The following is a 21,190-nucleotide window of genomic DNA, read 5'->3' as shown; positions in this document are numbered from 1 at the left end:
GGCACGGGCGATGCAACGCAAGGCGGCGTCATCGCACTCGCAGCGCGACTGGACGGAATGTCCGGTCCGCTTCGGCGCGGAATGCCGCCGCCTCCCCATCGGCCACGATCAGCCATAGCTCCCCGCCCCGCGCCGCATCGGCATCGCGCATCGATGGAACGGCCCGGCCGCCGGGATGCGAGTGATAATGGCCGATGACTGCTGGCCCGCCGGCCCGTGCGGCGCGGTGCGCCGCGATCAGCTGCGCAGGGTCGAGTTCGAAGCTGTCGGCCGGCGACGGTGCGATGTTGCGAGCAGGCTCGGCGACGTCGATCCGGTCCGGCTGTCCGAACAACAGGCCGCAAACTTCCCACTCCGGATCACCGGCGGCGTGGGCCAGGATTCGCGCCAGCACCTGCCTTGAAATCTCGATCGCCATAGCCATCTCATAACCCGGATGAACGGGGGTTCGATACAACGCGCGATAGTGCCGCCGGAGGCGGAAGGCTGGCGGCTGGACCGGGCACTGGCGGCGGCGCTGCCTACTCTCTCTCGCGAGCGGCTGAAGGCGCTGATCTCGTCCGGCGCGGTACGGCACGAAGGCGTCCTATTCCGCGATCCGGCCTGGAAGGTGAAGTCGTTCGGCGCGTTCGAGGTTGATGTGCCCGCGCCCGCGCCGGCGCATAATATCGCGCAGGATATTCCGCTCATCGTGCCTTACGAGGACGAGCATCTGATTGTGGTCGACAAGCCTGCGGGGCTGGTGGTGCATCCGGCTGCAGGCAATCTGGATGGGACGCTGGTCAACGCGCTTCTGCACCATTGTCGCGGATCATTGTCCGGCATCGGCGGGGTCGAGCGGCCGGGCATCGTCCACCGGATCGACAAGGATACGTCCGGCCTGATGATCGCGGCGAAGACCGATCGCGCGCATGAGGGGCTGGCGGCGCAGTTCGCCCGGCACAGCATCGAACGACGCTACCGCGCGATCGCGGCCGGCCACCCCACACCGCCGGCCGGCACTGTGGATGCACCGCTGGCCCGATCCACTGCAAACCGGCAAAAGGTGGCGGTGGTCAGCGACGGACGCGGCAAGCGCGCGGTGACCCACTATCGCACCGTCGAGCGGCTGGCCGGCGCCGCGCTGATCGAATGCCGGCTGGAGACGGGGCGGACCCATCAGGTGCGCGTGCACATGGCATCGATCGGCCATCCGCTGCTGGGCGATCCGGCCTATGGGCGCACGCGCGGGGAGCATAGCGGCCTGTTGAAGCGTTTGGGGTTCGAGAGGCAGGCGCTGCACGCTGCGCGGCTCGGATTCATCCATCCGATCACAAGCGCGGCTATGGCGTTCGATAGCGATATTCCGCACGACATGCAGCGACTGTTAAGCGAGCTTGCGATATAGCGGACGACAAGTGCGGCACGGCTTGGACCGATGCCGCAGAAGGGAGTGACCGAAGATCATGGCTAGCGGCAAGAACGTCCCGGCGACGATTCCCGCACTTGGCGGGGAGCAGAGTCTCAACCGTTATCTCTCCGAGATCCGCAAATTCCCCCTCCTCACGCCCGAGGAGGAATATATGCTGGCGAAGCGCTTTCAGGAGCATGCCGATACCGACGCCGCGGCGCGGCTGGTGACTTCGCATCTGCGGCTCGTCGCGAAGATCGCGATGGGCTATCGCGGCTATGGCCTGCCGACATCGGAACTGATCTCCGAAGGCAATATCGGCCTGATGCAGGGCGTGAAGAAGTTCGAGCCCGATCGCGGCTTCCGCCTCGCCACTTATGCGATGTGGTGGATCCGCGCCTCGATCCAGGAATATATCCTCCGGTCGTGGAGCCTGGTGAAGATGGGCACCACCGCTGCGCAGAAGAAGCTGTTCTTCAACCTGCGCCGGATGAAGAGCCAGCTCGATGCGTTCGAGGATGGCGATCTGAAGCCCGAGGATCTGAAGAAGATCGCGACCGATCTTGGTGTCAGCGAAGATGACGTGACGTCCATGAACCGTCGCATGGCAATGGGCGGGGATACCTCGCTCAACGTCTCGATGCGCGAGGATGGCGAGGGCCAGTGGCAGGATTGGCTGGTCGATACCGATCCGCTGCAGGATGAGCGCATCGCCGATGCCGAGGAGAAAAGCGTCCGCCATAATATGCTGCAGGAGGCGATGGACGCGCTGAACGATCGCGAGAAGCATATCCTGGCCGAACGCCGGTTGGCGGAGGACCCCAAGACGCTCGAGGAACTGAGCCAGGTCTATGGCGTCAGCCGCGAGCGCGTCCGCCAGATCGAGGTGCGCGCGTTCGACAAGCTGCAGAAGGCGATGATGCGGATCGCGGGCGAGAAAAGGCTGCTGCCCTCGCCGACCTGACCGGTCAGAACCGTCGTGACACCCCGATCGACAGCTGGAGATCGGGGCTGTCATGGTTCAGTCCGGCGGCGACGCCGGCATCGAGCTGGAAGTCGTCGCTGACCAGCCAGCCGAGTGATAACGACGCCAGCGTTTCCGTCGTCGTCCCCGCAGGATCATCATCGCGGGTGGCGCCAATCTCGATTGCCGTCGCTACAGCATCCGACAGCTCTGCGCCCAGCCCGATCACCCCACCGACCGCAGCATGGCGGCCATGACGATCCTGATCGACTGCGGCGTCGACTTCGCCAGTCAATTGGAGCGACAGGCCATGGCCGAGGTCGACCCCGACCGGCACGACCAGCCCGGCCGCCCAATCGCCGGCTCCGATCGCGCCGCCGCCGGCGGGCGCGGTCACGAATGGCAGCAAGGCTGCAGAGAAACCGCTGCCATCCGGGTTTCGCAGGTTGGCCTTCAGCGCCAGCGTAACGTCGCCGACTCCTGATCGACCGCCCGAGAACCCAAGCGGCGTCCAACCCAGCTGTGCTTCCAGCCGATTGCTCAGCCCCAGCCGGAGCAGCGTATCGCCGATGAGAACGGTGTCCGCGCCCCGATCGATGGTCCAGTCTGCCACGGATGTCTCCACCGACAGGTGGCCCGCCTCGATCGTGCATGCAGGCGTGCCGAGACCCGGCCGTTCGGGGCAGTAATCGCGGGCGGCGGCAGCGAGCGCGAGAGCGATCAGCAACGACATCCGGAGCTCCATCGGGCGTGACGGCCCTGCATCGTCACGCTATGCGGGCCGCGATGGCCCGCCGCAAGACCGCACGCCCCCGCGCCGCCCGCCCGGCGCGATCCTGGCCCTACCGGATCGGGTGGTGGATCGGTCGCGGCGTCGTGGCGTTCGTCGCGCTGTCGGTGCTCTGGGTGCTGATCTACCGGTTCGTGCCTGCGCCGCTCACCGCGACGATGGCGGGCGACTGGTTCGCGGGCCGCGGCGTGACCAAGGATTGGATGCCGCTTTCGCAGATCGATCCGAACATGCCGCGCGCCGCGATCGGCGCCGAGGACTGGAATTTCTGCAGCCATCACGGCTTCGATTACAAAGCGATCATGGCGGCGATGGCGGACAATGCCGTCAAGCGCCGGATCCGCGGCGGTTCGACGATCAGCCAGCAGACCGCGAAGAATGCCTTCCTGTGGCAGGGCGGCGGCTTCTTTCGGAAAGGACTGGAAGCCTGGTTTACTGTGCTGATCGAGGCGATCTGGGGCAAGCGCCGGATCATGGAGGTCTACCTGAACATCGCGGAAACCGGCATCGGCACCTATGGCGTCAATGCCGGTGCTCAGCGCTATTTCCGCCACGACGCCAGCCGGCTTTCCCCGACCGAGGCCGCGCGGATCGCCGCCGTGTTGCCGCTGCCCAAGAAGCGCGGCGCGGTTGCCCCGAAGGGCTTCACGCGGCGCTATGGCAGCTCGATCCAAGGGCGGATCGGCGTCGTCCGCCGCAGCGGGCTTGACCGGTGCTTGCGCTGACGCTGCCGACGATCAGAACGGCAGCTTGAAGCCCGGGGGGAGCGGCAGACCTGCGGTGAGCTTGCCCATCTCGGCATTGCCCGCAGCATCGGCCTTGGTGCGCGCATCGTTGATCGCGGCCGCCACCAGATCCTCCAGCATCTGCTTTTCGGACGGCGCGAGCAGCGACTCGTCGATCTCGACCCCCAGGATCCGGCCCTTCGCGGTGGCGCGGATCTTGACCATGCCGCCGCCGGCCGCGCCCTCGACCTCGATCGTATCGAGCTTCGCCTGCGCGTCACCCATCTGTTTCTGGATGTTGGCCGCGGCTTCCTGCGCGGCTGCCATCATCTTTTCCATGTCCATCGTCATGCGCTCCCGGCTTTACCCAGCCTGTAGTCGATCAGTTCGGCATCGGGAAAGGCCTCGAATGCGGCTTTCACCACGGGCTGGGCGAGAACGGCATCGCGCTCGGCAGCGGCGGCGGCTTTCTCCTGTTCCAGCAAAGTCGGCTGGGCGGGGCCATCAGCGATCGCGACGTCCCAGCGCAGATCGGTGATCTCGCGAAGCGCGGCGGCAAGCTCGCGTGTGAAATCGCTGGCCATCGGGCGGCGCGGCTGGATCACCAGATCGGGCGGCGCGTAGCGCACCAGCGCCATGAAATCGCGCACCTGCTGGCCAAGCAGCGGGCGGCGGCTCTCCAGCAGGTCCACCATCGCGGCGAAATCGGCCGGCGCGCGCAGCATTGGCGTCTGCGCCTCGGCCGCCGCGGGGGCGGCGGCCGGACCAGGCAGTGCACCGATTCCACCGCCGTTCGCCAGCCGCCGCATCAGATCGGCAGGGTCGGGCAGCTGGCTGGCATGTACGATACGCAGCAGTGCCATCTCGGCCAATTCGGCAGGGAGCGCAGCCTGCTGCACTTCCTGATGGCCTTTCAGCAGCAGTTGCCACATCCGGTGAAGGGTCGCGAAGCCGAGCCGGCTGGCCCAATCCAGATAGGCCTCGCGCTCTTCGTTCGACAGCGCCGGATCGGCCGCGCCACCGACTTTCGCTCGCGTGACGCCATGGCAGGTCTCCAGCAGTCCGTGGAGGATCGCAGCGGGATCGACGCCCAGATCATGCTGGTCGGCAAGCGCGGCCAGCACCGCCGGCGCGTCGCCAGCCAGTAGTAGACCGAACAACCGCCGGATCGCGCCACGATCAGACAGGCCGAGCATGTCGCGCACCTGATCGGCCGTGACGTTGCCGCCGCCATGCGCGATCGCCTGATCGAGGATTGACAGGCCATCACGCGCCGACCCCTCGGCCGCGCGCGCCACTAGCGCCAGCGCCTCCGGCTCGGCCGACACCGCCTCCTCCGTCACGACGTGCGCGAAATGCGCCGCCAGCGTCTCCGCCGGGATACGACGCAGATCGAAGCGCTGGCAGCGCGACAGCACGGTGACGGGCACCTTCTGGACTTCGGTCGTCGCCAGCAGGAACTTCACATGCGGCGGCGGCTCCTCCAGCGTCTTCAGCACGGCGTTGAAAGCCTGCTTCGACAGCATGTGGACTTCGTCGATGATGTAGATCTTGTAGCGGGCGGAGACGGCCGCGTAGCGCACCGCGTCACTGATCTCGCGGATATCGTCGACGCCGTTATGACTGGCGGCATCGATCTCGATCACGTCGATATGGCGGCCTTCCGCAATCGCGCGGCACGGCTCGCATACCCCGCACGGATCGATGGTGGGGCCGCCCTGCCCGTCCAGCCCGATGCAATTCAATGCCTTGGCGATCAGCCGCGCGGTCGATGTCTTGCCGACGCCGCGAACGCCGGTCAGCAGAAAGGCATGCGCCAGCTGATCGCGCTTGATGGCATTGCCGAGCGTGCGGACCATCGCATCCTGGCCGATCAACTCCGAGAAGCGCTGCGGCCGATATTTGCGCGCGAGCACGCGATAGGCGGGAGAGTCGGTCATGCGCGCACTGCCCTAGCCAGCCTGCCCCGCGCCGTCGAGGCCGGGCCGAAAGCACTGAAAGCAGCGCTTGTGAGCACCCCGCGTGCCCGAAAGGACCTGATGTCGGATCGAACGGGAGCAAAGCGAATCGACGGGGTGCCGGTGCGAACGCATAGCGCGACCATGGCGCAAACGTCGCCTGTAGGACAGCACGACGTTCCGCTGATGTTCACAATACGGCAGGGTGGGAGCCGGAACGACCCGTTGCGAAATCGTTGTGGCTGCTCCCTTCCGGGCCTGACCAAGTTGGCGACGGCACCGTCCGCCCGACTCCCGCGGCCCATATGGTCGAGCCCGCAGGATGAGGCAAGGGTTCGCGGAAATGACGCGGCAGATCCATGCTTTCATGCAAAACAGCAATGATCTGGATCGCGTTCGCGCCTTTCCGCCAAAAGAGAAAATGGCGACCGCTTTTCAGCGTGCGCACATGCGGCGCGCGATCGTCGATGGCCTGCCCTTCCGCCTCATGCGAGATAGCAATCCTTGTCAACGCCCCTGCATGTCGCGCGCTTCGGGCGGCATCCGCACCGTCAACCGGTCCATGCCGTCAAGCCAGATCTGGCAGGCCAACCGCGATCGACGCGTGGCGTGGGCGGCGAGATCGAGCAAATCCTCCTCATTCTCGCTGGCGGGCGGCAGGCCATCGAAATCTTCGGCCGCGACGATGACATGGCAGGTGGAACAGGCCATCTGGCCCTCGCACGTCCCTTCCAGTGGCTGGCCGGCGGCCTGGGCGACATCAAGCAACCGATCGCCGGGCGCAGCCTGCACCTCTTGCACGGCGCTGCCATCGGCAGACACGAACCGGACGAGGACCGTCACGCCGCCAAAATCCGCTGGCGATCGGCCGCGGCGCGGATCGCGGCGGCGGCAGTGTCGATCTCGGCGATGGTCGTGTAGCGGCCGAAGCCGAGCCGAATGCTCGATCTGGCCTCCGCGTCGCTGAGCCCGATCGCGCGCAGCACATGGCTGGGCCGGCCCGACCCGCTGGCGCAGGCCGAACCGGCGGACAGCGCAATCTCGCGCAGTTCGGAGATCAGCCGCCCGGCATCAAGGCCATCGCGGCGGAGATTGAGGTTGCCACGATAACGGGCGTCGGCCGTTCCATTGAGCGTCCATCCCGGCAGTGCTGATCGCAGTCGATCGAACAGGGTCGCGACATGTGCTCCGTCAACGTCGCGCCGCTCGCCCGCGATCGCGGCTGCCGCACCGAAGCCCGCGCAGAGCATCGGCGATAGCGTGCCCGAGCGCCCTGGCTCCTGCCCGCCGCCATGCAGCAGCGGGGCGATCGGCGGCGTGCCGTCTCGCAGCCAGAGCGCGCCTATTCCCTTCGGCCCGTCGATCTTGTGAGCGGAGATTGCCACCATATCGCAACTTTTTGGAATTTCGATGCGGCCGTAACCCTGCACCGCATCGCACAACAACAGCGCGCCGGCGGCATGGGCGAGATCGGCCAGCCAGCCGATCGGCTGGATCACACCGATCTCGTTATTGACCAGCATCGCCGCCACCAGCGACACGCCCGGCACGATCGCGCCGAGCGCCGCCTGCCGGTCGACCAGCCCATCGCCGTCAACCGGTAGGATGGTCACCTGCCGTCCGGCCCAGCTCAGCGCCTCGACGGTGTCGAGCACGGCGGCATGCTCGGTCGCGATCGTCACGATATCGCCGGGCGGGGCACCCTTGATCGCCCAGTTGAGTGCCTCGGTCGCCCCGCTGGTAAAGACAGTGCGGCCGCCCGGCGGCAGCAGCGCCGCCACGCGCTCACGTGCCGCCTCGACCGCCGCCTTGGCGGCACGGCCGGCACGATGCGACGAATGGGGATTCGCGAAGGAGTCGAGCCAGGGCAGCATGGCCGACTTCGCCTCGGGCGCGAGCGGCGTCGTCGCCTGATAATCGAGATAGATCATGCCGCGTCGGCCCTCCGATCAGCGGCGAGCGCGACCCACGCTTCGGCGAAGCGCCAAATATCGGCGCGCCCGGTATCGGGGCCGAAACTCACTCGGACGACCTCGCGCGCGTGGGGCTCGTCCCACCCCATTGCCGCCAGCACATGGCTGGGCTTGACGCTGCCCGAGGAGCAGGCGCTGCCCGCCGAAACGGAAATACCAGCCATGTCGAACCGGATCAGCTGGGCGGCGGCGGGCACGCCCGGCATGCGGTAGCTGGCGATCGTCGCCAGGCGGGGCGCATCGGCGGCGACGACCTCGCCCCCGGCGGCTACGATGCGCCGCTCGAGATGTTCGCGCAGGTCGGCCGCGCGGGCCATCCAATCACGGCGCTGATCGAGCGCGGCGGCGAAGCCCAGGACGGCGGGCAGATTTTCCGTGCCGGCGCGATAGCCCTGTTCCTGCCCGCCGGGGGCTTCCAGCGTCGCCAGATCGCGCACCAGCAACGCGCCGATGCCGGGCGGGCCGCCCAGCTTGTGCGCCGAGACAGCGACGAAATCGGCATCGGGCAATGCGACCTTGCCGGCGGACTGTGCGCAATCGGCAAGCAACAACCCACCGTTTCCAGCGATTTCGGCAGCGATCTCGTCAAGCGGTTGCAACACGCCCGTCTCGTTGTTCACGGACTGGACCGCGACCAGCCCGCCCCGTCGCGCATTGGTGACGATGCCGCGGCCATCGACCGGCAGCACGGCGGCATCGGATGCCATGCGGCGGACGGCATCATGCTCGACCGCGGAGATCGCGCGACCGGCGGTCCGGGCGCGCGCCATCGCGATCGCGATCGCCTCGGTGGCGCCGCTGGTAAAGATCAGCGATCCGCGCCAGCCGAGCGCGGCGGCGATGCGGCTGCGCGCGTCTTCCAGCGCGGCGCGAGCCGCCCGCCCCTCGGCATGCGGGCTCGACGGATTGGCCCAATGCACCAGCGCATCGGCCATTGCCGCGCGTGCGGCCGGCAGCAGCGGCGTGGTCGCGGCATGATCGAGATAGAGCCGGTCGGCCAAGGCGTGCCTCACGATGATTGTGGAACTGCGGCGCAAACCTATATAGGAGCGCGCCCGGCCGCGCACCCGCCGCCATGCTCTTTATCGAAGCAGGACCGATGCCCGAAGTGATCTTTCCCGGCCCCGAGGGCCGCCTCGAAGGCCGTTTCCAGCCGGGGCCGCGTCCGCGGGCGCCCGTCGCGATGATCCTGCATCCGCACCCTTCCAGCGGCGGCACGATGAACAACCGCATCGTGCAGGCGCTCTACCAGACGTTCGTCCGGCGCGGCTTTGCCACGCTACGGTTCAACTTCCGCGGCGTCGGCAAGAGCCAGGGGACGTTCGACAACGGCGTCGGCGAGCTGAGCGATGCGGCATCCGCGCTCGATTGGGTGCAGTCGATCCATCCCGAAGCGCAGACGACCTGGATCGCAGGCGTGAGCTTCGGCGCGTGGATCGGGATGCAGCTGCTGATGCGGCGGCCCGAGATCCGCGGCTTCATTTCGATCGCGCCGCCGGCCAATATGTACGACTTCACGTTCCTGGCGCCCTGTCCGTCCTCGGGCATCATCATCCAGGGTGATGCCGACGAGGTGGTGACGCCGAATGCGGTGCAGAAGCTGGTCGACAAGCTGCGCACCCAGCGCCACATCACCATCCATCACGACACCATCCCCGGCGCGAACCACTTCTTCGCCGACGAGATGCCCGAACTGATGGGCAGCGTGGACCGCTATCTGGACATGCGGCTGGATCCGAACTCGCCGATCCGCTGAGATCAGGCCGGCCACGTCCAGATCAGGACGTTGCCGAACAGGACGAGCGCGGCGACCAGCATCAGTATGCCGCGCTTCCTGTCCTGCCCGCGCCGCAGCAGCACGATGCCGCCGGCGGCCAGTGCGAAGATCGCCAGCATCGCGATGGCGAGGAACAGGTCGAAGCTCTGTCCCGACATCATGACGCGATCACCTTCGCGAATGCGGCCGGATCGACATTGCCGCCCGATGCGATGACGAGCGTGCGGCGCCCGTCGGCCGGCACCTGGCCCGACAGCACCGCCGCAAGTGCGACCGCCCCGCCCGGCTCGACCACCAGCCCCATCCGATAGGCGGCGCGCATCGCTTCGCGGACCTGGGCTTCGGATACGGACAGGCCGGTCGCTCCGCGTTCGGCCAGCACATCGAAGGTGAGCGGCGACACGCGCGTCGTCTGCAGCGCATCGCAGGCGGTAGCGGGCGGGTTCGGCCCGACCGGCAGGATGTGCCCCGCGCGCAGCGAGCGGCCCATATCGTCCCAGCCGTCGGGCTCGACGACAATGATCTCGGCGTCGGGAATGGCGAGCGCGATCCCGGCAGACAGGCCGCCGCCCCCGCAGCAGATCACGACGCAGGCGACACCCGGCCAGTCTGCCTTTGCCTCCAGCCCGGCAGTGCCCTGCCCCTCGATCACGTCGACATCGTCGAATGACGGCACCAGCACCGCACCGCGCTCTGCCGCCACCCGTGCCGCGATGTCCTCGCGGCTCTCGGTCGCGCGATCATAGGGCAGAATCTCCGCCCCCAGTGCCGCCGTGGCGTCACGCTTCACCGCGGGGGCATCGGCCGGCATCACGATCAGCGCTGGCATGCCCAGCATCGCGGCCGCGCGTGCGACGCCCTGCGCGTGATTGCCCGACGAGAAGGCGACCACGCCGCGCGGTCGATCCGCCACGGGAATCTGCACCAGCCGATTATAGGCACCGCGAAACTTGAATGCGCCGCCAAGCTGCAATGATTCGGCCTTCAGCGCGAATTCGGTGCCGGCAAAGCTTAACGGCAGCACCGGCGTGTGCGTCGCCACCCCCGCGAGCCGACCTGCCGCCGCCAGCACGCCGGCGCGCGAAGGCCGCCGATTTCCGCCATTTATCCCTGTCATCGCACCCCCTGTCCCGCATTCCGGCAGGCGACGCAACGGTCGTCTGATTGCAACTTTACAGGGGGGGTCGGCGATCCTATGTAGCGCGTCCGCTGCCCCATGGGACTTCCACCGCAAGGCAGTGATTTCAAACTGAAGACCGTGGGTTCGCCCGTGGCACTGGAGGTCCCTTGAGTTGCACAAGCATCATCGCGCGCTGGGGCTAGCGAAAGCCCCCTCGAACGCCGTTCGCGGCATCGATATCGCTGATCGTCGTCCGGTCCAGCCGGTCACGCTTGTCCGCCCGCACGCCGCGGCGCGGGCGGCCCGCTTCTTCGTCGAGAAGTTTCCGGGTCGCTCGATGTATGCGGTCAAGGCGAATCCCTCGCCGGATCTGCTGCAGATCCTGTGGGACAACGGCATCACGCATTACGACGTTGCCTCGATCGCCGAGGTGCGGCTCGTCGCGCGCACCCTGCCCCAAGCCACGCTCTGCTTCATGCACCCGGTGAAGGCCGAGGAAGCGATTGCCGAGGCGTATCACACGCATGGCGTGCGAACCTTCTCGCTCGATTCGATCGACGAGCTGGAAAAGATCATGCGCGCGACCGGCGAGGCGACCGATCTCACGCTGTGCGTGCGGATCCGCGTGTCTTCCGAACACAGCAAGCTCAGCCTGGCATCGAAATTCGGGGTCGATCCTCGCGACGCCGCGCCGCTGCTGATGGCGGCGCGCCAGGCAGCGGACGCGCTGGGCATCTGCTTCCATGTCGGCAGTCAGGCGATGAGCCCCGCCGCTTATCTGCAGGCGATGGGTCGGGTGCGCGAGGCGATCGTGCAGGCCGCGGTAACGGTCGACGTGGTCGATGTCGGCGGCGGATTTCCGTCCGCCTATCCCGGCATGACGCCGCCGCCGCTGGAAACCTATTTCCGCGCGATCCATGAATCGTTCGAAAGTCTGCCGATCAGCTATTCGGCCGAGCTGTGGTGCGAGCCCGGCCGCGCGCTTTCGGCGGAATATGCCAGCCTGCTGGTGCGGGTCGAGCGGCGCCGCGGCGACGAGCTCTACATCAACGACGGCGCCTACGGCGCGTTGTTCGATGCGGCGCATATCGGCTGGCGTTTCCCGACCGCTCTGCTGCGCGAGCCGGATTCGGATGCCAAGGATATGGGCTTCAGCTTCTACGGCCCGACCTGTGACGACATGGATCATATGGTCGGCCCGTTCATGCTGCCCGCCGACACCCGCGCCAGCGACTATCTCGAGATCGGGATGCTCGGCGCTTATGGCTGCGCGATGCGAACCGGGTTCAACGGGTTCGGCGTTTCCGAAACCGTGATCGTGACCGACGAACCGATGGCGAGCCTGTATCTGGACACGACCGAGGATCGGACGGTTCCGTCGAACGTCGTCACGCTGTAACGCCGACCGACCATTAGTCCGTCGCCCCTGCGCAAGCGGGGGCCCATGGCTGTATCGCGCGGCAAGCCGCGCGGTCATGGGCTTCCGCCTCAGCGAGAGCGACGGACTGCCAGATTTCCGGAGATTTTCATGACCGACGCCGCGATCAACGATACCCGCAAGGCGGAGCTGCTCTCCACCGTGGTCGAGCATGTCGACATCACCCAGTTCGACGCGCGCCCGATCATCGATGCGATGGGCAAGATGAGCTTCACGAGCCGCGATCTCGCGCGCGCGACCCGCATCTATAACGACATGCTGGCCGACAAGGACTGCACGATCTTCCTGGTGATCGCGGGCTCGACTTCGGCGGGCGGCTGCATGGATGCCTATGCGGAGCTGGTCCGTTCGAACATGGTGGACGGCATCGTCGCCACCGGCGCCACCATCGTCGACATGGATTTCTTCGAGGGGCTCGGCTACAAACATTATCAGGCGCTGGAAGTGCCTGACGACGACACGCTGCGCTCGCTCTACATCGACCGCATCTACGACACCTATATCGACGAGGAAGATCTCCAGAACGTTGACCATACGATCTTCGAGATCGCCGAGACGCTGGAGCCAAAAGCCTATTCGTCGCGCGCCTTCATCCGCGAGATGGGCAAATATCTGGTCGAGCATGGCAAGAAGGAGAACAGCCTCGTCAAGCTCGCCTATGAGCATGACGTGCCGATCTTCTGCCCAGCCTTTACCGACAGTTCGGCCGGGTTCGGGCTCGTCAAGCATCAGGTGGATCGCGCCAAGGCCGGCAAGCCCTATCTGACGCTCGATTCGATCGCTGACTTCCGCGAATTGACCGACATCAAGATCGCGGCGGGCACGACCGGCCTGCTGATGATCGGCGGCGGCGTGCCGAAAAACTTCATCCAGGATACGGTCGTCTGCGCCGAAATCCTAGGCCATGAGGATGTCGCGGTGCACAAATATGCGGTGCAGATCACCGTGGCCGACGTGCGCGACGGCGCCTGCTCCTCATCCACGCTGCAGGAGGCGGCAAGCTGGGGCAAGGTGAACACCGGCATCGAGCAGATGGTGTTCGCCGAGGCCGGATCGGTACTCCCGCTGCTGACCTCCGACGCCTATCATCGCGGCCACTGGCGCGACCGCGCCAAGCGCGGCTGGGCGAAGCTGTTCGCCTGATGGCCAAGGGCGAAGGCTTCGAACGGCATCGCCAGCCCTGGACCGCGGCCGAGATCCAGAAGCTGCACACGCTTGCCAAGAAGGGTATGGCGCTGAAGGCGATCGCCAAGGCGCTGACCCGCAGCGAGGAGTCGGTCAAGGATCGCGCGAAGGCCGATGGGCTTGCGATCGCGAAGCTGCACTGATCAGCCGGGGCGGCTGAAGGCGGCCGCAAGCTCGATATGGGTCGACCAGCGGAACTGGCCGACCGGAACGATGCGATCCAGCCGCCAGCCGCCCGCGACCAGATCCTTCGCATCGCGCGCGAAGGTGGCGGGGTTGCACGAGACATAGGCGATCGCTGCGCATTCCGCGCTGGCAAGCTCTGCCGCCTGCTCACGCGCGCCGGCGCGCGGCGGATCGAGGATGATCGCATCGAACCGCGACAGTTCCACCGCGGTCAGCGGGCGGCGAAACAGATCGCGATGCTCGACCAGCAGCGGCCGCTGCGCCCGCCCGGCGGCGCTGCGCAGCGCCAGCGCGGCATCGCGCGCGCCTTCCACTGCCAGCACCCGCCCGGGCACCGACAGCGCGAACGTGCCGAGGCCAGCGAACAGATCGGCCACGGTCTGCGCTTCGCCGATAGTGGCGCGGACCGCATCGACCAGTGCCGCCTCGCCTTCCGCCGTGGCTTGCAGGAAGCCGGCAACCGGGAACGGCACGGGCGCGCCGCCCAGCGTGATGGTGGCGGCACCGGGTTCCCAGCGCGGCTGCGGGCCATAGCCGTCGTCGATCGACAGACGGGCGAGATCGTGGCGCTCGGCGAATTCGGTCAGCGCCTCGGTTGGGCCGAGCCCTTCCACCTCCACCTTTTCCAGCAGCAGATCGATACCACCGTCGATCAACGTCATCTGGACCGCCGCCGCCCGCCGGGCCGGAACGAGCCGATCGAGCAGGCCGCGCAACGGATCGACGAGCGCGAACAGCGCGGGATGCAGCACATGGCATTCGCGCAGATCGACGATTCGGTGACTGGCGCCCTCATTAAAACCGAGCACGAGCCGCTTGCCGATCTTTTCCGCCCGCAGCGATGCGCGCCGGCGGGTGCGCGGCGGCGACAGGACCGGCGCCGCGATCTCGGGGCGGTCCAGGCCTTGCGCGGCCAGTGCGCCGGCGATGCGATCGACGATGAACCCCGCATAGGCGGCATCGTCGACATGCTGGAGCTGGCAGCCACCGCATTTCGGGAAGTGGCGGCAGGGCGGCACGACATGGTGCGGGCCGGGCATGATCGCGCCGGCGGCATCGATAATGTCTCCCGGGGCGGCCAACGCCACGAAGCGGCCGTCTTCGGTGACGCCCTCGCCGCGGCCGGCGATGCGGGTGACGAGGCTCATAAGGCGGATCCGATCGCGGCAGGGATATGGGCGGCAAGATCGTCCGCGATCAGCGCGGGGCCGGCCAGCCGGGCGGCCTCGCCATGCAGCCAAACCGCTTCGGCGGCTGCCTGGAACGGCGGCGTGCCGCCGGCAAGGCGCGCGGCGCAAAGTCCGGCCAGGACATCTCCGGTGCCTGCACTGGCCAGCCAACCCGGCGCCAGCGCGGCGATCGCGGCTTGCCCGACCGGCGCAGCCACCACCGTCGCCGGCCCCTTCAGGACGATGATCGCGCCGGATGCTGCCGCGGCGGCGCGGGCACGGTCGATCGCGCTGCCGCCCAGCCGCGGAAAGAGCCGGGCGAATTCCCCGTCGTGCGGCGTCAGCACGCATGGCGCCGGACGATGCGCGAGCGCCCCCGCCCCGCCCGGCCGCCCGGCAAGCAGTACCAGCGCATCGGCATCGAGGACCAGCGGATGGTCGCTCGCCAGCGCGCGATCGAGGCGATCGCGTGCAATGGCATCGCGGCCGAGCCCCGGGCCGATGAGGATCGCACCGATGCGGCGATCATTAAGCGTGGCGTCCAGCGCATCAGCCGAGCGATGGACGATCGCCTGCGGGCCGTGTGCGGGGTTTGCCCCGACCGCCACGACATAGCCGGCCCCGCCGCGCAGGGCTGCGGCTGCGGACAGCGCGATCGCGCCCGGCATCGCGCCCCCGATCGCAACGACCAGGCCACGGCGATATTTGTGGGCATCGATGCCCGGCGCGGCCAATCTCGGGCGTTCGATCCGGTTCGTGCGTGCAGACCGCGAATCAATACCAAGATCGACAGTGGCGATGCGCCCGCAGCGCTCGGCCGATCGGGCGATCACGTGCGCAGGCTTGAGCGCGCCGAGTGCGACCGTGAGATCGAACCGGGGCACGGGCGACAGCAAGACGCCGTCGTCGGTGCCAATCCCGCTGGGCAGATCGACCGCGATTGCATGGGTGCTGGCTTCGACCAGCATCGCCAGCCGATCCGCCACAGCTTCATCAAGTCCCCGTGTCAGCCCGATACCGAACAGCGCATCGACGAGGACCGGCTGGGCCGAACAGTCCGCGAGGTCCGACACCGCCCCGGTCCACGCCGCCCGCGCGCGGGCTGCGACCTCGGTCCGGGGTGGCGCAGTCGCCGCGACCGAAACCTGCACGCCGCGTTCCATCAAAAGACGTGCGATTACATAGCCATCGCCGCCATTGTTGCCGGGTCCGCAAAGCACGAGCGTCGGCGATCCTCCCGCGAACCGCCAAACGGCTTCGGCCACCCCCGCCGCGGCCTGCGTCATCAGCGCATCGACACTCGTGTCGGCGTCGAACAAAGCCTGTTCCGCCGCGCGCATTTCGGCGGCCGTCAGGATCGGGGTCATTGCGTGGGCTTCACCGTGGCCGGCAGGCGATAAGCGTCGCCGCCGATCGTCACCTCGATCACACCTGATCCCTCAGTCGCGACGCGGGCCGGTTCCGCACCGTCCGCCGCGATCACACCGCGCCCGTCCCTGGTGACGAGCAGGCGGCGAAACCCGCCGTCGGGGTGGCGGATGGTGAGCACCAACCCGCGCTCCTCCACGCTACGCTCGATCGCGCAGGCAGGTGCGAAAGCGGTCGCCGCGCCGACGCGGCAAACGATGCGGTCACGCGCCGCGGCGGTCGCCGGATCGACCGCAAACGGATCGGGCTCCGATTTTCCGCAGCCCGCCAAACCCACCGCGATGAAAGCTGCCGTAAGAGAAACCCTTACAGGCCGTTGCTTCGCGATGAACGCAGCGTCAGATGTCGGCATAGACATGACGCTCGGCCTGCGCCCCGGGATGCGTGACGGCGCCTTGATGCGCGGGGCCGACATTCTGCGCATAGCGCCACAGCGCACCGGACTGATAGTCGTTGACCCGCGGTCGCCAACGGGCGCGACGCTCGGCCAGCACCTCTTCCGCCACGTCGAGATCGATCGTACCCGCCTCTGCGTCGATCGCGATGACGTCGCCATCCTCGACCAGCGCGATCGGGCCGCCGTTGGCCGCCTCCGGTCCGACATGGCCGATACAGAAACCGCGGGTCGCGCCCGAGAAGCGGCCGTCGGTGATCAGCGCGACCGTTTCGCCCATGCCCAGGCCGTAGAGCGCGGCGGTGGTGGATAGCATCTCGCGCATGCCGGGGCCGCCCTTCGGCCCTTCGTAGCGGATCACGATCACCGAGCCTTCGGTGATCCGGCGCGCCTCGACTGCGGCAAAGCAATCTTCCTCACAATCAAACACTTGCGCGGGGCCCCTGAATTGCAACCGGTGCATGCCGGCGACCTTCACGATCGCACCGTCCGGCGCCAGGCTGCCCCGCAACCCAACGACGCCACCGGTCGGCGTGATCGGCGCCTTGGCATCGTAGATCACCTTTTGATCGGGATTCCAGGTGACCCGATCGATGTTCTCGGCAAGCGTCCGGCCGGTCACCGTCATGCAGTCACCATGCAGCAATCCTTCGGCGTGCAAGGTCTTCATCAGCATGTAGATGCCGCCGGCTTCGTGCATGTCCTTCGCAACATAGCGGCCGCCCGGCTTCAGATCGGCGATGTAGGGCGTGGTCTTGAAGATTTCGGCGACGTCGAACAGGTCGAAGGCGATCCCGGCTTCGTTGGCCATTGCCGGCAGATGCAGCGCGCCGTTGGTCGAGCCGCCCGTTGCGGCGACGATCCGGGCCGCATTCACAAAGGCTTCGCGGGTGCAGATGTCACGCGGCCTCAGGTTGCGCGCGATCAGTTCCATGATCTGATGGCCGGCGGCGCGGGCGATCTCATCCCGTCCGCGATAGGGTGCAGGCATCATGTTGCTGTTAGGCAGTGAGAGGCCGATCGCCTCACCGACGCAGGCCATGGTGTTGGCCGTAAATTGGCCGCCGCACGCGCCGTGGCCGGGGCACGCGACCTTCTCGAGCGCGTGGACATCCTTCAGCGGACACGCGCCGGCGGCATATTTGCCGACCACCTCGAACACGTCGACTACAGTGACGTCGCGATCCTCGTAGCGGCCGGGCAGGATCGATCCGCCATAGACGAAGATCGACGGCACGTTCAGGCGCAGCATCGCCATCATCATGCCCGGCAGCGACTTGTCGCACCCCGCAAAGCCGACCAGCGCATCATAGCAGTGGCCGCGTACCGAAAGTTCGACCGAGTTAGCGATCACCTCGCGGCTGACCAGCGAGCTCTTCATGCCCTGATGGCCCATCGCGATGCCATCGGTGACGGTGATGGTGTTGAAACGGCGCGGCATGCCACCGTTTGCGATCACGCCTTCGCGGCAGATATCGGCCTGCGCATCGAGCGTCGTGTTGCACGGCGCGCTGTCGTTGCCCGCGCTCGCCACTGCCACGAACGGACGCGCGATTTCCTCCTCGGTCAGCCCCATCGCATAATAATAGCTGCGGTGAGGAGCCCGCTCCGGGCCGACCGAGACATGTCGGCTGGGCAGACGGGATTTGTCGAAGCGATCATCGGTCACGGGCGGCTCCCTTTCGGTGCGCCGCTTTGGCCGGTTGATGCGTGACTTTCAACCGACGGTTGAGTTTGGTCAGCCGTGCGTGGCGCGTTGCTCCAGCTTTCGCCGGAGCAACGCCGTCACGCCGCGGATCAGCCCTGCTGCTGGTCGGCGCGGCTCACGCCTTCGCCGTCCAGGTTCTGGGCGACGAACTCCCAATTGATGATGTTGCCGAGCACGCTTTCGGCGAACTTCGGCCGCGCGTTGCGATAGTCGATATAATAGGCATGTTCCCACACGTCGAGCGTGAGCAGCGGGGTCAGCCCATGCACGATCGGGGTGTCAGCGTCGTGCAGCGACGTGATCTTCAGCGCGCCATTCTCAAGCACGAGCCACGCCCAGCCGCTGGCGAAATGGCCGACCGCCTCGGCTGCCAGCTTCTCCAGCATCGCTTCCTTGGTGCCGAAGCCGGACTGGATCAGTTCGGCCAGCTTGCCGGACGGCTCCTGCCCGGCCGGCGCCAGGCAGTGCCAGAAGAAGGTGTGGTTCCAGATCTGCGCGGCGTTGTTGAACAGCGGCTTGTCGCCGCCATCCTTCGCCTTCTTGACGACATCGACGAGCGACAGGCCGGCCAGCCCCTTCTCGTCGATCCAGCCATTGACCTTGTCGACATAGGCCTTGTGGTGCTTGCCGTGATGATAGTCGAAGGTCTCGGCGGACATGTGCGGTTCGAGCGCGGACTTGTCGAAAGGCAGCGGCGGAAGTTCGAAGGCCATCGCGGCGTCTCCTGGCTTGGTTGAAGCTGTGTCGGCCCGTTAACGCAGTGAGCCGCGGAATGTGGCGCGAAATCGACTCTTGCGAGACGTTCGCGAATAGGCGCGCCCGCAACCGTCAGGCGATGATGTCGGGGATCAGATCATCCTCGAGGCTCGCAATCTCATCGCGCAGCTTGAGCTTTCGGCGTTTCATCCGCGCCAGTTGCAGTTCGTCGCGCGCGAGCCCCTCGCGCAGGGCATCGATCGCCATGTCGAGATCGCGATGCTCGATGCGGAGATGCTCGATCCGGCGGAGGATCTCGTCCTGCTCCATGCTGGCTCCCATGCGCTGAACCCTGCGACGGTCGTTACGGGCAAGCGTGGCAGCGCTCAACCCCGCTGCAGCGTCGGACGCCCAGAAAGCCGCCGCCTCCGCCCATCCCGGATCTACCCGCAGCCCATCGCACGTGCGCCGATTCCGCGCGACAGGGGGGAGCAAAAATGATCTACTCCTCGTTCCAATCGGCAACGAAAGGAGACTGTCCTGATGGAAAACACCCACTTGTCCGCATTGCAGGCCAAGCATGCCGGCCTCGACGCGCGTATCGCTGCGGAGACACGGCGCCCGCTGCCCGATGAAACGCTGGTGGCGAAGCTCAAGAAGCAGAAGTTGAAGATCAAGGAGATGCTGGCGCGCCTCTAGCGCCGGCCCTGGGGGCAACGCCCGCGCCGTGCCGCGCGGGCGACACCGGCCCCCACCCTTCGCGCGGGATGCGCGGCCTTCCTACCGATCAGATCTTGACGCGCAGCGGCGGCCGCCTCGATTCGGGCGACGGCTTGACGAGTAGCATGGTGGTACCCGCCGATGCCGGCCGCGCGCGGCGCGCCTCGGCAGGATCGATCGGCGCGTCGAATGCGATGCCGATGCGATCCTCGGTCGTCCAGGCGACCCGACCGGCGATATTGTCGATCCCGCGCAGGTCGATCTTGACGATCGCGCCGCGGACGAGGCCGCGCCCGCCTTCGGCCATCAATCCGCCGGACGACAGGTTGCGCACCCGAAGCAGCTGAGCATCACCGCCGGCAACCGGTATCACATGCGCCTGTAGAAACATGCTGTTGCGCTGCTCGGCGCGCTGGCGCGCGTTGGCCGCGGCCTCCTGGTCCTGATCCTGTTCGTGAAAGCTGAATGATCCGTCCACGCGACCCTCGATGCGACAGAGATGGCGCCGCGCGTTGCCCGGCGGCTGCCGTCGACATTCCTAGGGTCCGAAAGGTCGAGAATCCGTTAAGCCGCCCGAACGATCGCGGGCGCTATTCGTCGCGCGAGACCTTCTCATGACGCTCGTGACGCTCCTGCGCCTCGACCGTCATCGTCGCGATCGGCCGGGCTTCGAGCCGGGCAAGCGAGATCGGCTCGCCGGTCACCTCGCAATAGCCATATTCGCCTTCCTCGATCCGGCGCAGCGCGGCATCGATCTTGGAGATCAGCTTGCGCTGACGATCGCGGGTGCGCAGTTCGATCGACCAATCGGTCTCGCTCGAAGCACGATCGGTGATGTCGGGTTCACGCAGGCTGTCATTCTGGAGTTGGGCCAGCGTGCCCTTGGCCTCGCGCAGGATCGACTCTTTCCAGTCGGTCAACTTCGCGCGGAAATAGGCCTGCTGCCGCGGGCCCATAAACGGCTCGTCACCATTCGGCCGATAGCTACCGGGATCATTGTCCGCCTGGGGAAGATCACGCCCGGATACGCCACTCAACGCCGTCGCCATCGCTCGGTCTCCGCTCCACCCTCGCCGCACCGGTCGACGTTGCGCCAATCCGAAGCGGGTGCCCCGGGCGGGCCTATAGCCACAGCCTCGGGACGGCACAAGCTACGGCGAGAACAGGAAAACGGTTTCCTGGGCTGCCTGCGTCCGCACCGCCACGTCCCCCTGCACCGGCCCGGATTGCCGCGGGCTGAACACCGACTCGGCGGCGATCTTCGAACCGGAGGATCGGGCTGCCTGCATCAACCATGCCCGTCAACCTTGACGGCTCGATACATTGGTGGAGAACGCATCATCATGAGACATTAACCATGATCATTGTTCGTATCCGCGCAACAGTTCGTCCCAAACCCGCCTATTCGTGGTTAACGAACTTGCGATTAACAGATTGTTCTGCATTGCTTGTTCTATCAGGCAATGAATTCGCGGTGCATTTCCCTTTCCGGGGCGCTGGGTTTACTGCCGATGCGGAGCGAGAAGCGGCATGTCTGTCAAGATTGCGATGGCCAAACTTTGCGCTTGT

Annotated in this window: 25 protein-coding genes and 1 other RNA gene; 8 read left to right on the top strand and 18 right to left on the bottom strand. The window is 66.9% G+C overall.

Annotation, left to right across the window (positions count from 1 at the left end; translation table 11 throughout):
- Nucleotides 1-28: 28 nt before the first annotated feature.
- A complete protein-coding gene (locus tag ABC347_RS03600) occupies nucleotides 29-418 on the bottom strand; it encodes a M67 family metallopeptidase (protein WP_413244374.1) in 390 nt (129 codons plus the stop codon).
- Nucleotides 419-436: 18 nt separating this feature from the next.
- Here ABC347_RS03600 and ABC347_RS03595 point away from each other — a divergent pair, with 18 nt between their 5' ends.
- Entirely contained in the window at nucleotides 437-1,387 is a 951-nt protein-coding gene (locus tag ABC347_RS03595; protein WP_413244373.1) for an RluA family pseudouridine synthase, read from the top strand.
- A 58-nt stretch (nucleotides 1,388-1,445) separates the two neighbouring features.
- A complete protein-coding gene (gene rpoH / locus ABC347_RS03590; RefSeq protein WP_413244372.1) occupies nucleotides 1,446-2,354 on the top strand; it encodes an RNA polymerase sigma factor RpoH in 909 nt (302 codons plus the stop codon).
- A gap of 4 nt (nucleotides 2,355-2,358) precedes the next feature.
- Here the strand turns inward: rpoH and ABC347_RS03585 are convergent, their stop codons facing one another.
- Nucleotides 2,359-3,087, bottom strand: a complete 729-nt coding sequence (locus ABC347_RS03585; protein ID WP_413244371.1) for a transporter — start codon at nucleotides 3,085-3,087, stop codon at nucleotides 2,359-2,361.
- A gap of 53 nt (nucleotides 3,088-3,140) precedes the next feature.
- Here ABC347_RS03585 and mtgA point away from each other — a divergent pair, with 53 nt between their 5' ends.
- Nucleotides 3,141-3,869 carry a monofunctional biosynthetic peptidoglycan transglycosylase gene (gene mtgA, locus ABC347_RS03580; protein WP_413244370.1) on the top strand — a complete coding sequence of 243 codons (729 nt, stop codon included), beginning with the start codon at nucleotides 3,141-3,143 and terminating at the stop codon, nucleotides 3,867-3,869.
- A gap of 12 nt (nucleotides 3,870-3,881) precedes the next feature.
- Here the strand turns inward: mtgA and ABC347_RS03575 are convergent, their stop codons facing one another.
- The 6 genes from ABC347_RS03575 to ABC347_RS03550 all read right to left on the bottom strand — a co-directional run bounded on the left by ABC347_RS03575 (nucleotide 3,882) and on the right by ABC347_RS03550 (nucleotide 8,801).
- Nucleotides 3,882-4,214 carry a YbaB/EbfC family nucleoid-associated protein gene (locus ABC347_RS03575; protein ID WP_413246991.1) on the bottom strand — a complete coding sequence of 111 codons (333 nt, stop codon included), beginning with the start codon at nucleotides 4,212-4,214 and terminating at the stop codon, nucleotides 3,882-3,884.
- Between the two features lie 2 nt (nucleotides 4,215-4,216).
- Nucleotides 4,217-5,809, bottom strand: coding sequence for a DNA polymerase III subunit gamma/tau (locus tag ABC347_RS03570; RefSeq protein WP_413244369.1), 1,593 nt, complete (start codon nucleotides 5,807-5,809; stop codon nucleotides 4,217-4,219).
- Nucleotides 5,810-6,028: 219 nt separating this feature from the next.
- Nucleotides 6,029-6,126, bottom strand: an RNA gene (gene ffs / locus ABC347_RS03565) — signal recognition particle sRNA small type.
- 208 nt (nucleotides 6,127-6,334) lie between these two features.
- Complete coding sequence (locus tag ABC347_RS03560; RefSeq protein ID WP_413244368.1) at nucleotides 6,335-6,670, bottom strand: 2Fe-2S iron-sulfur cluster-binding protein; 336 nt, start codon at nucleotides 6,668-6,670, stop codon at nucleotides 6,335-6,337.
- Nucleotides 6,667-7,758, bottom strand: a complete 1,092-nt coding sequence (locus ABC347_RS03555) for a cysteine desulfurase family protein (protein WP_413244367.1) — start codon at nucleotides 7,756-7,758, stop codon at nucleotides 6,667-6,669. The genes ABC347_RS03560 and ABC347_RS03555 overlap by 4 nt, the downstream gene beginning before the upstream one ends.
- On the bottom strand, nucleotides 7,755-8,801 hold the full coding sequence (locus ABC347_RS03550; RefSeq protein WP_413244366.1) for a cysteine desulfurase family protein: 1,047 nt from the start codon (nucleotides 8,799-8,801) through the stop codon (nucleotides 7,755-7,757). Before ABC347_RS03550 ends, ABC347_RS03555 begins: the two co-directional genes overlap by 4 nt.
- A 98-nt stretch (nucleotides 8,802-8,899) precedes the next feature.
- Between ABC347_RS03550 and ABC347_RS03545 the strand changes: the two genes are divergently transcribed.
- A complete protein-coding gene (locus ABC347_RS03545; RefSeq protein WP_413244365.1) occupies nucleotides 8,900-9,556 on the top strand; it encodes an alpha/beta hydrolase in 657 nt (218 codons plus the stop codon).
- 2 nt (nucleotides 9,557-9,558) lie between these two features.
- Here the strand turns inward: ABC347_RS03545 and ABC347_RS03540 are convergent, their stop codons facing one another.
- Nucleotides 9,559-9,735 (bottom strand): hypothetical protein, encoded by a 177-nt coding sequence (locus tag ABC347_RS03540; protein WP_413244364.1) that lies wholly within the window; start codon nucleotides 9,733-9,735, stop codon nucleotides 9,559-9,561.
- A complete protein-coding gene (locus ABC347_RS03535) occupies nucleotides 9,735-10,694 on the bottom strand; it encodes a threonine ammonia-lyase (RefSeq protein ID WP_413244363.1) in 960 nt (319 codons plus the stop codon). Before ABC347_RS03535 ends, ABC347_RS03540 begins: the two co-directional genes overlap by 1 nt.
- A gap of 175 nt (nucleotides 10,695-10,869) precedes the next feature.
- On the opposite strand from ABC347_RS03535, the gene ABC347_RS03530 reads away from it, so the two are divergent.
- The 3 genes from ABC347_RS03530 (at nucleotide 10,870) to ABC347_RS03520 (ending at nucleotide 13,463) form a co-directional block, all read left to right on the top strand.
- Nucleotides 10,870-12,096 carry a type III PLP-dependent enzyme domain-containing protein gene (locus ABC347_RS03530; protein ID WP_413244362.1) on the top strand — a complete coding sequence of 409 codons (1,227 nt, stop codon included), beginning with the start codon at nucleotides 10,870-10,872 and terminating at the stop codon, nucleotides 12,094-12,096.
- Between the two features lie 129 nt (nucleotides 12,097-12,225).
- A complete protein-coding gene (locus ABC347_RS03525) occupies nucleotides 12,226-13,278 on the top strand; it encodes a 1,9-bis(guanidino)-5-aza-nonane synthase (RefSeq protein ID WP_413244361.1) in 1,053 nt (350 codons plus the stop codon).
- On the top strand, nucleotides 13,278-13,463 hold the full coding sequence (locus ABC347_RS03520) for a hypothetical protein (RefSeq protein ID WP_413244360.1): 186 nt from the start codon (nucleotides 13,278-13,280) through the stop codon (nucleotides 13,461-13,463). The genes ABC347_RS03525 and ABC347_RS03520 overlap by 1 nt, the downstream gene beginning before the upstream one ends.
- On the opposite strand, the gene ABC347_RS03515 is transcribed toward ABC347_RS03520, so the two are convergent.
- From ABC347_RS03515 to ABC347_RS03490, 6 genes are all read right to left on the bottom strand, one after another.
- Entirely contained in the window at nucleotides 13,464-14,654 is a 1,191-nt protein-coding gene (locus ABC347_RS03515; protein WP_413244359.1) for a class I SAM-dependent RNA methyltransferase, read from the bottom strand.
- Entirely contained in the window at nucleotides 14,651-16,042 is a 1,392-nt protein-coding gene (locus ABC347_RS03510) for an NAD(P)H-hydrate dehydratase (RefSeq protein ID WP_413244358.1), read from the bottom strand. The genes ABC347_RS03515 and ABC347_RS03510 overlap by 4 nt, the downstream gene beginning before the upstream one ends.
- Nucleotides 16,039-16,380, bottom strand: a complete 342-nt coding sequence (locus ABC347_RS03505) for a hypothetical protein (RefSeq protein ID WP_413244357.1) — start codon at nucleotides 16,378-16,380, stop codon at nucleotides 16,039-16,041. The genes ABC347_RS03510 and ABC347_RS03505 overlap by 4 nt, the downstream gene beginning before the upstream one ends.
- 61 nt (nucleotides 16,381-16,441) lie before the next feature.
- Entirely contained in the window at nucleotides 16,442-18,166 is a 1,725-nt protein-coding gene (gene ilvD / locus ABC347_RS03500) for a dihydroxy-acid dehydratase (RefSeq protein ID WP_413244356.1), read from the bottom strand.
- Nucleotides 18,167-18,294: 128 nt separating this feature from the next.
- On the bottom strand, nucleotides 18,295-18,918 hold the full coding sequence (locus ABC347_RS03495; protein WP_413244355.1) for a superoxide dismutase: 624 nt from the start codon (nucleotides 18,916-18,918) through the stop codon (nucleotides 18,295-18,297).
- Between the two features lie 115 nt (nucleotides 18,919-19,033).
- Nucleotides 19,034-19,231, bottom strand: a complete 198-nt coding sequence (locus ABC347_RS03490) for a YdcH family protein (RefSeq protein WP_413246990.1) — start codon at nucleotides 19,229-19,231, stop codon at nucleotides 19,034-19,036.
- A 213-nt stretch (nucleotides 19,232-19,444) separates the two neighbouring features.
- On the opposite strand from ABC347_RS03490, the gene ABC347_RS03485 reads away from it, so the two are divergent.
- A complete protein-coding gene (locus ABC347_RS03485) occupies nucleotides 19,445-19,600 on the top strand; it encodes a DUF465 domain-containing protein (protein ID WP_413244354.1) in 156 nt (51 codons plus the stop codon).
- An 88-nt stretch (nucleotides 19,601-19,688) separates the two neighbouring features.
- Here ABC347_RS03485 and ABC347_RS03480 read toward each other — a convergent pair whose 3' ends face one another.
- Both ABC347_RS03480 and dksA read right to left on the bottom strand, forming a co-directional pair.
- Nucleotides 19,689-20,099, bottom strand: coding sequence for a PilZ domain-containing protein (locus ABC347_RS03480; protein ID WP_413244353.1), 411 nt, complete (start codon nucleotides 20,097-20,099; stop codon nucleotides 19,689-19,691).
- 112 nt (nucleotides 20,100-20,211) lie between these two features.
- A complete protein-coding gene (gene dksA / locus ABC347_RS03475) occupies nucleotides 20,212-20,670 on the bottom strand; it encodes an RNA polymerase-binding protein DksA (RefSeq protein ID WP_413244352.1) in 459 nt (152 codons plus the stop codon).
- Nucleotides 20,671-21,190 lie beyond the last annotated feature (520 nt).

Origin of the sequence: Sphingomonas canaveralia (assembly GCF_047238125.1) — a bacterium.
Taxonomy (GTDB): Bacteria; Pseudomonadota; Alphaproteobacteria; order Sphingomonadales; family Sphingomonadaceae; genus JBDFMH01.
This window is presented reverse-complemented; position numbering and strand designations above follow the sequence as displayed.

What these genes read in the sequence shown, in the direction of transcription:
- ABC347_RS03600 (WP_413244374.1), bottom strand. Translation starts at nt 418, where the DNA reads ATGGCGATCGAGATTTCAAGGCAGGTGCTGGCGCGAATCCTGGCCCAC.
- ABC347_RS03595 (WP_413244373.1), top strand. Translation starts at nt 437, where the DNA reads ATGAACGGGGGTTCGATACAACGCGCGATAGTGCCGCCGGAGGCGGAA.
- rpoH (WP_413244372.1), top strand. Translation starts at nt 1,446, where the DNA reads ATGGCTAGCGGCAAGAACGTCCCGGCGACGATTCCCGCACTTGGCGGG.
- ABC347_RS03585 (WP_413244371.1), bottom strand. Translation starts at nt 3,087, where the DNA reads ATGTCGTTGCTGATCGCTCTCGCGCTCGCTGCCGCCGCCCGCGATTAC.
- mtgA (WP_413244370.1), top strand. Translation starts at nt 3,141, where the DNA reads ATGGCCCGCCGCAAGACCGCACGCCCCCGCGCCGCCCGCCCGGCGCGA.
- ABC347_RS03575 (WP_413246991.1), bottom strand. Translation starts at nt 4,214, where the DNA reads ATGGACATGGAAAAGATGATGGCAGCCGCGCAGGAAGCCGCGGCCAAC.
- ABC347_RS03570 (WP_413244369.1), bottom strand. Translation starts at nt 5,809, where the DNA reads ATGACCGACTCTCCCGCCTATCGCGTGCTCGCGCGCAAATATCGGCCG.
- ABC347_RS03555 (WP_413244367.1), bottom strand. Translation starts at nt 7,758, where the DNA reads ATGATCTATCTCGATTATCAGGCGACGACGCCGCTCGCGCCCGAGGCG.
- ABC347_RS03545 (WP_413244365.1), top strand. Translation starts at nt 8,900, where the DNA reads ATGCCCGAAGTGATCTTTCCCGGCCCCGAGGGCCGCCTCGAAGGCCGT.
- ABC347_RS03540 (WP_413244364.1), bottom strand. Translation starts at nt 9,735, where the DNA reads ATGTCGGGACAGAGCTTCGACCTGTTCCTCGCCATCGCGATGCTGGCG.
- ABC347_RS03535 (WP_413244363.1), bottom strand. Translation starts at nt 10,694, where the DNA reads ATGACAGGGATAAATGGCGGAAATCGGCGGCCTTCGCGCGCCGGCGTG.
- ABC347_RS03525 (WP_413244361.1), top strand. Translation starts at nt 12,226, where the DNA reads ATGACCGACGCCGCGATCAACGATACCCGCAAGGCGGAGCTGCTCTCC.
- ABC347_RS03520 (WP_413244360.1), top strand. Translation starts at nt 13,278, where the DNA reads ATGGCCAAGGGCGAAGGCTTCGAACGGCATCGCCAGCCCTGGACCGCG.
- ABC347_RS03515 (WP_413244359.1), bottom strand. Translation starts at nt 14,654, where the DNA reads ATGAGCCTCGTCACCCGCATCGCCGGCCGCGGCGAGGGCGTCACCGAA.
- ABC347_RS03510 (WP_413244358.1), bottom strand. Translation starts at nt 16,042, where the DNA reads ATGACCCCGATCCTGACGGCCGCCGAAATGCGCGCGGCGGAACAGGCT.
- ABC347_RS03495 (WP_413244355.1), bottom strand. Translation starts at nt 18,918, where the DNA reads ATGGCCTTCGAACTTCCGCCGCTGCCTTTCGACAAGTCCGCGCTCGAA.
- ABC347_RS03490 (WP_413246990.1), bottom strand. Translation starts at nt 19,231, where the DNA reads ATGGAGCAGGACGAGATCCTCCGCCGGATCGAGCATCTCCGCATCGAG.
- ABC347_RS03485 (WP_413244354.1), top strand. Translation starts at nt 19,445, where the DNA reads ATGGAAAACACCCACTTGTCCGCATTGCAGGCCAAGCATGCCGGCCTC.
- dksA (WP_413244352.1), bottom strand. Translation starts at nt 20,670, where the DNA reads ATGGCGACGGCGTTGAGTGGCGTATCCGGGCGTGATCTTCCCCAGGCG.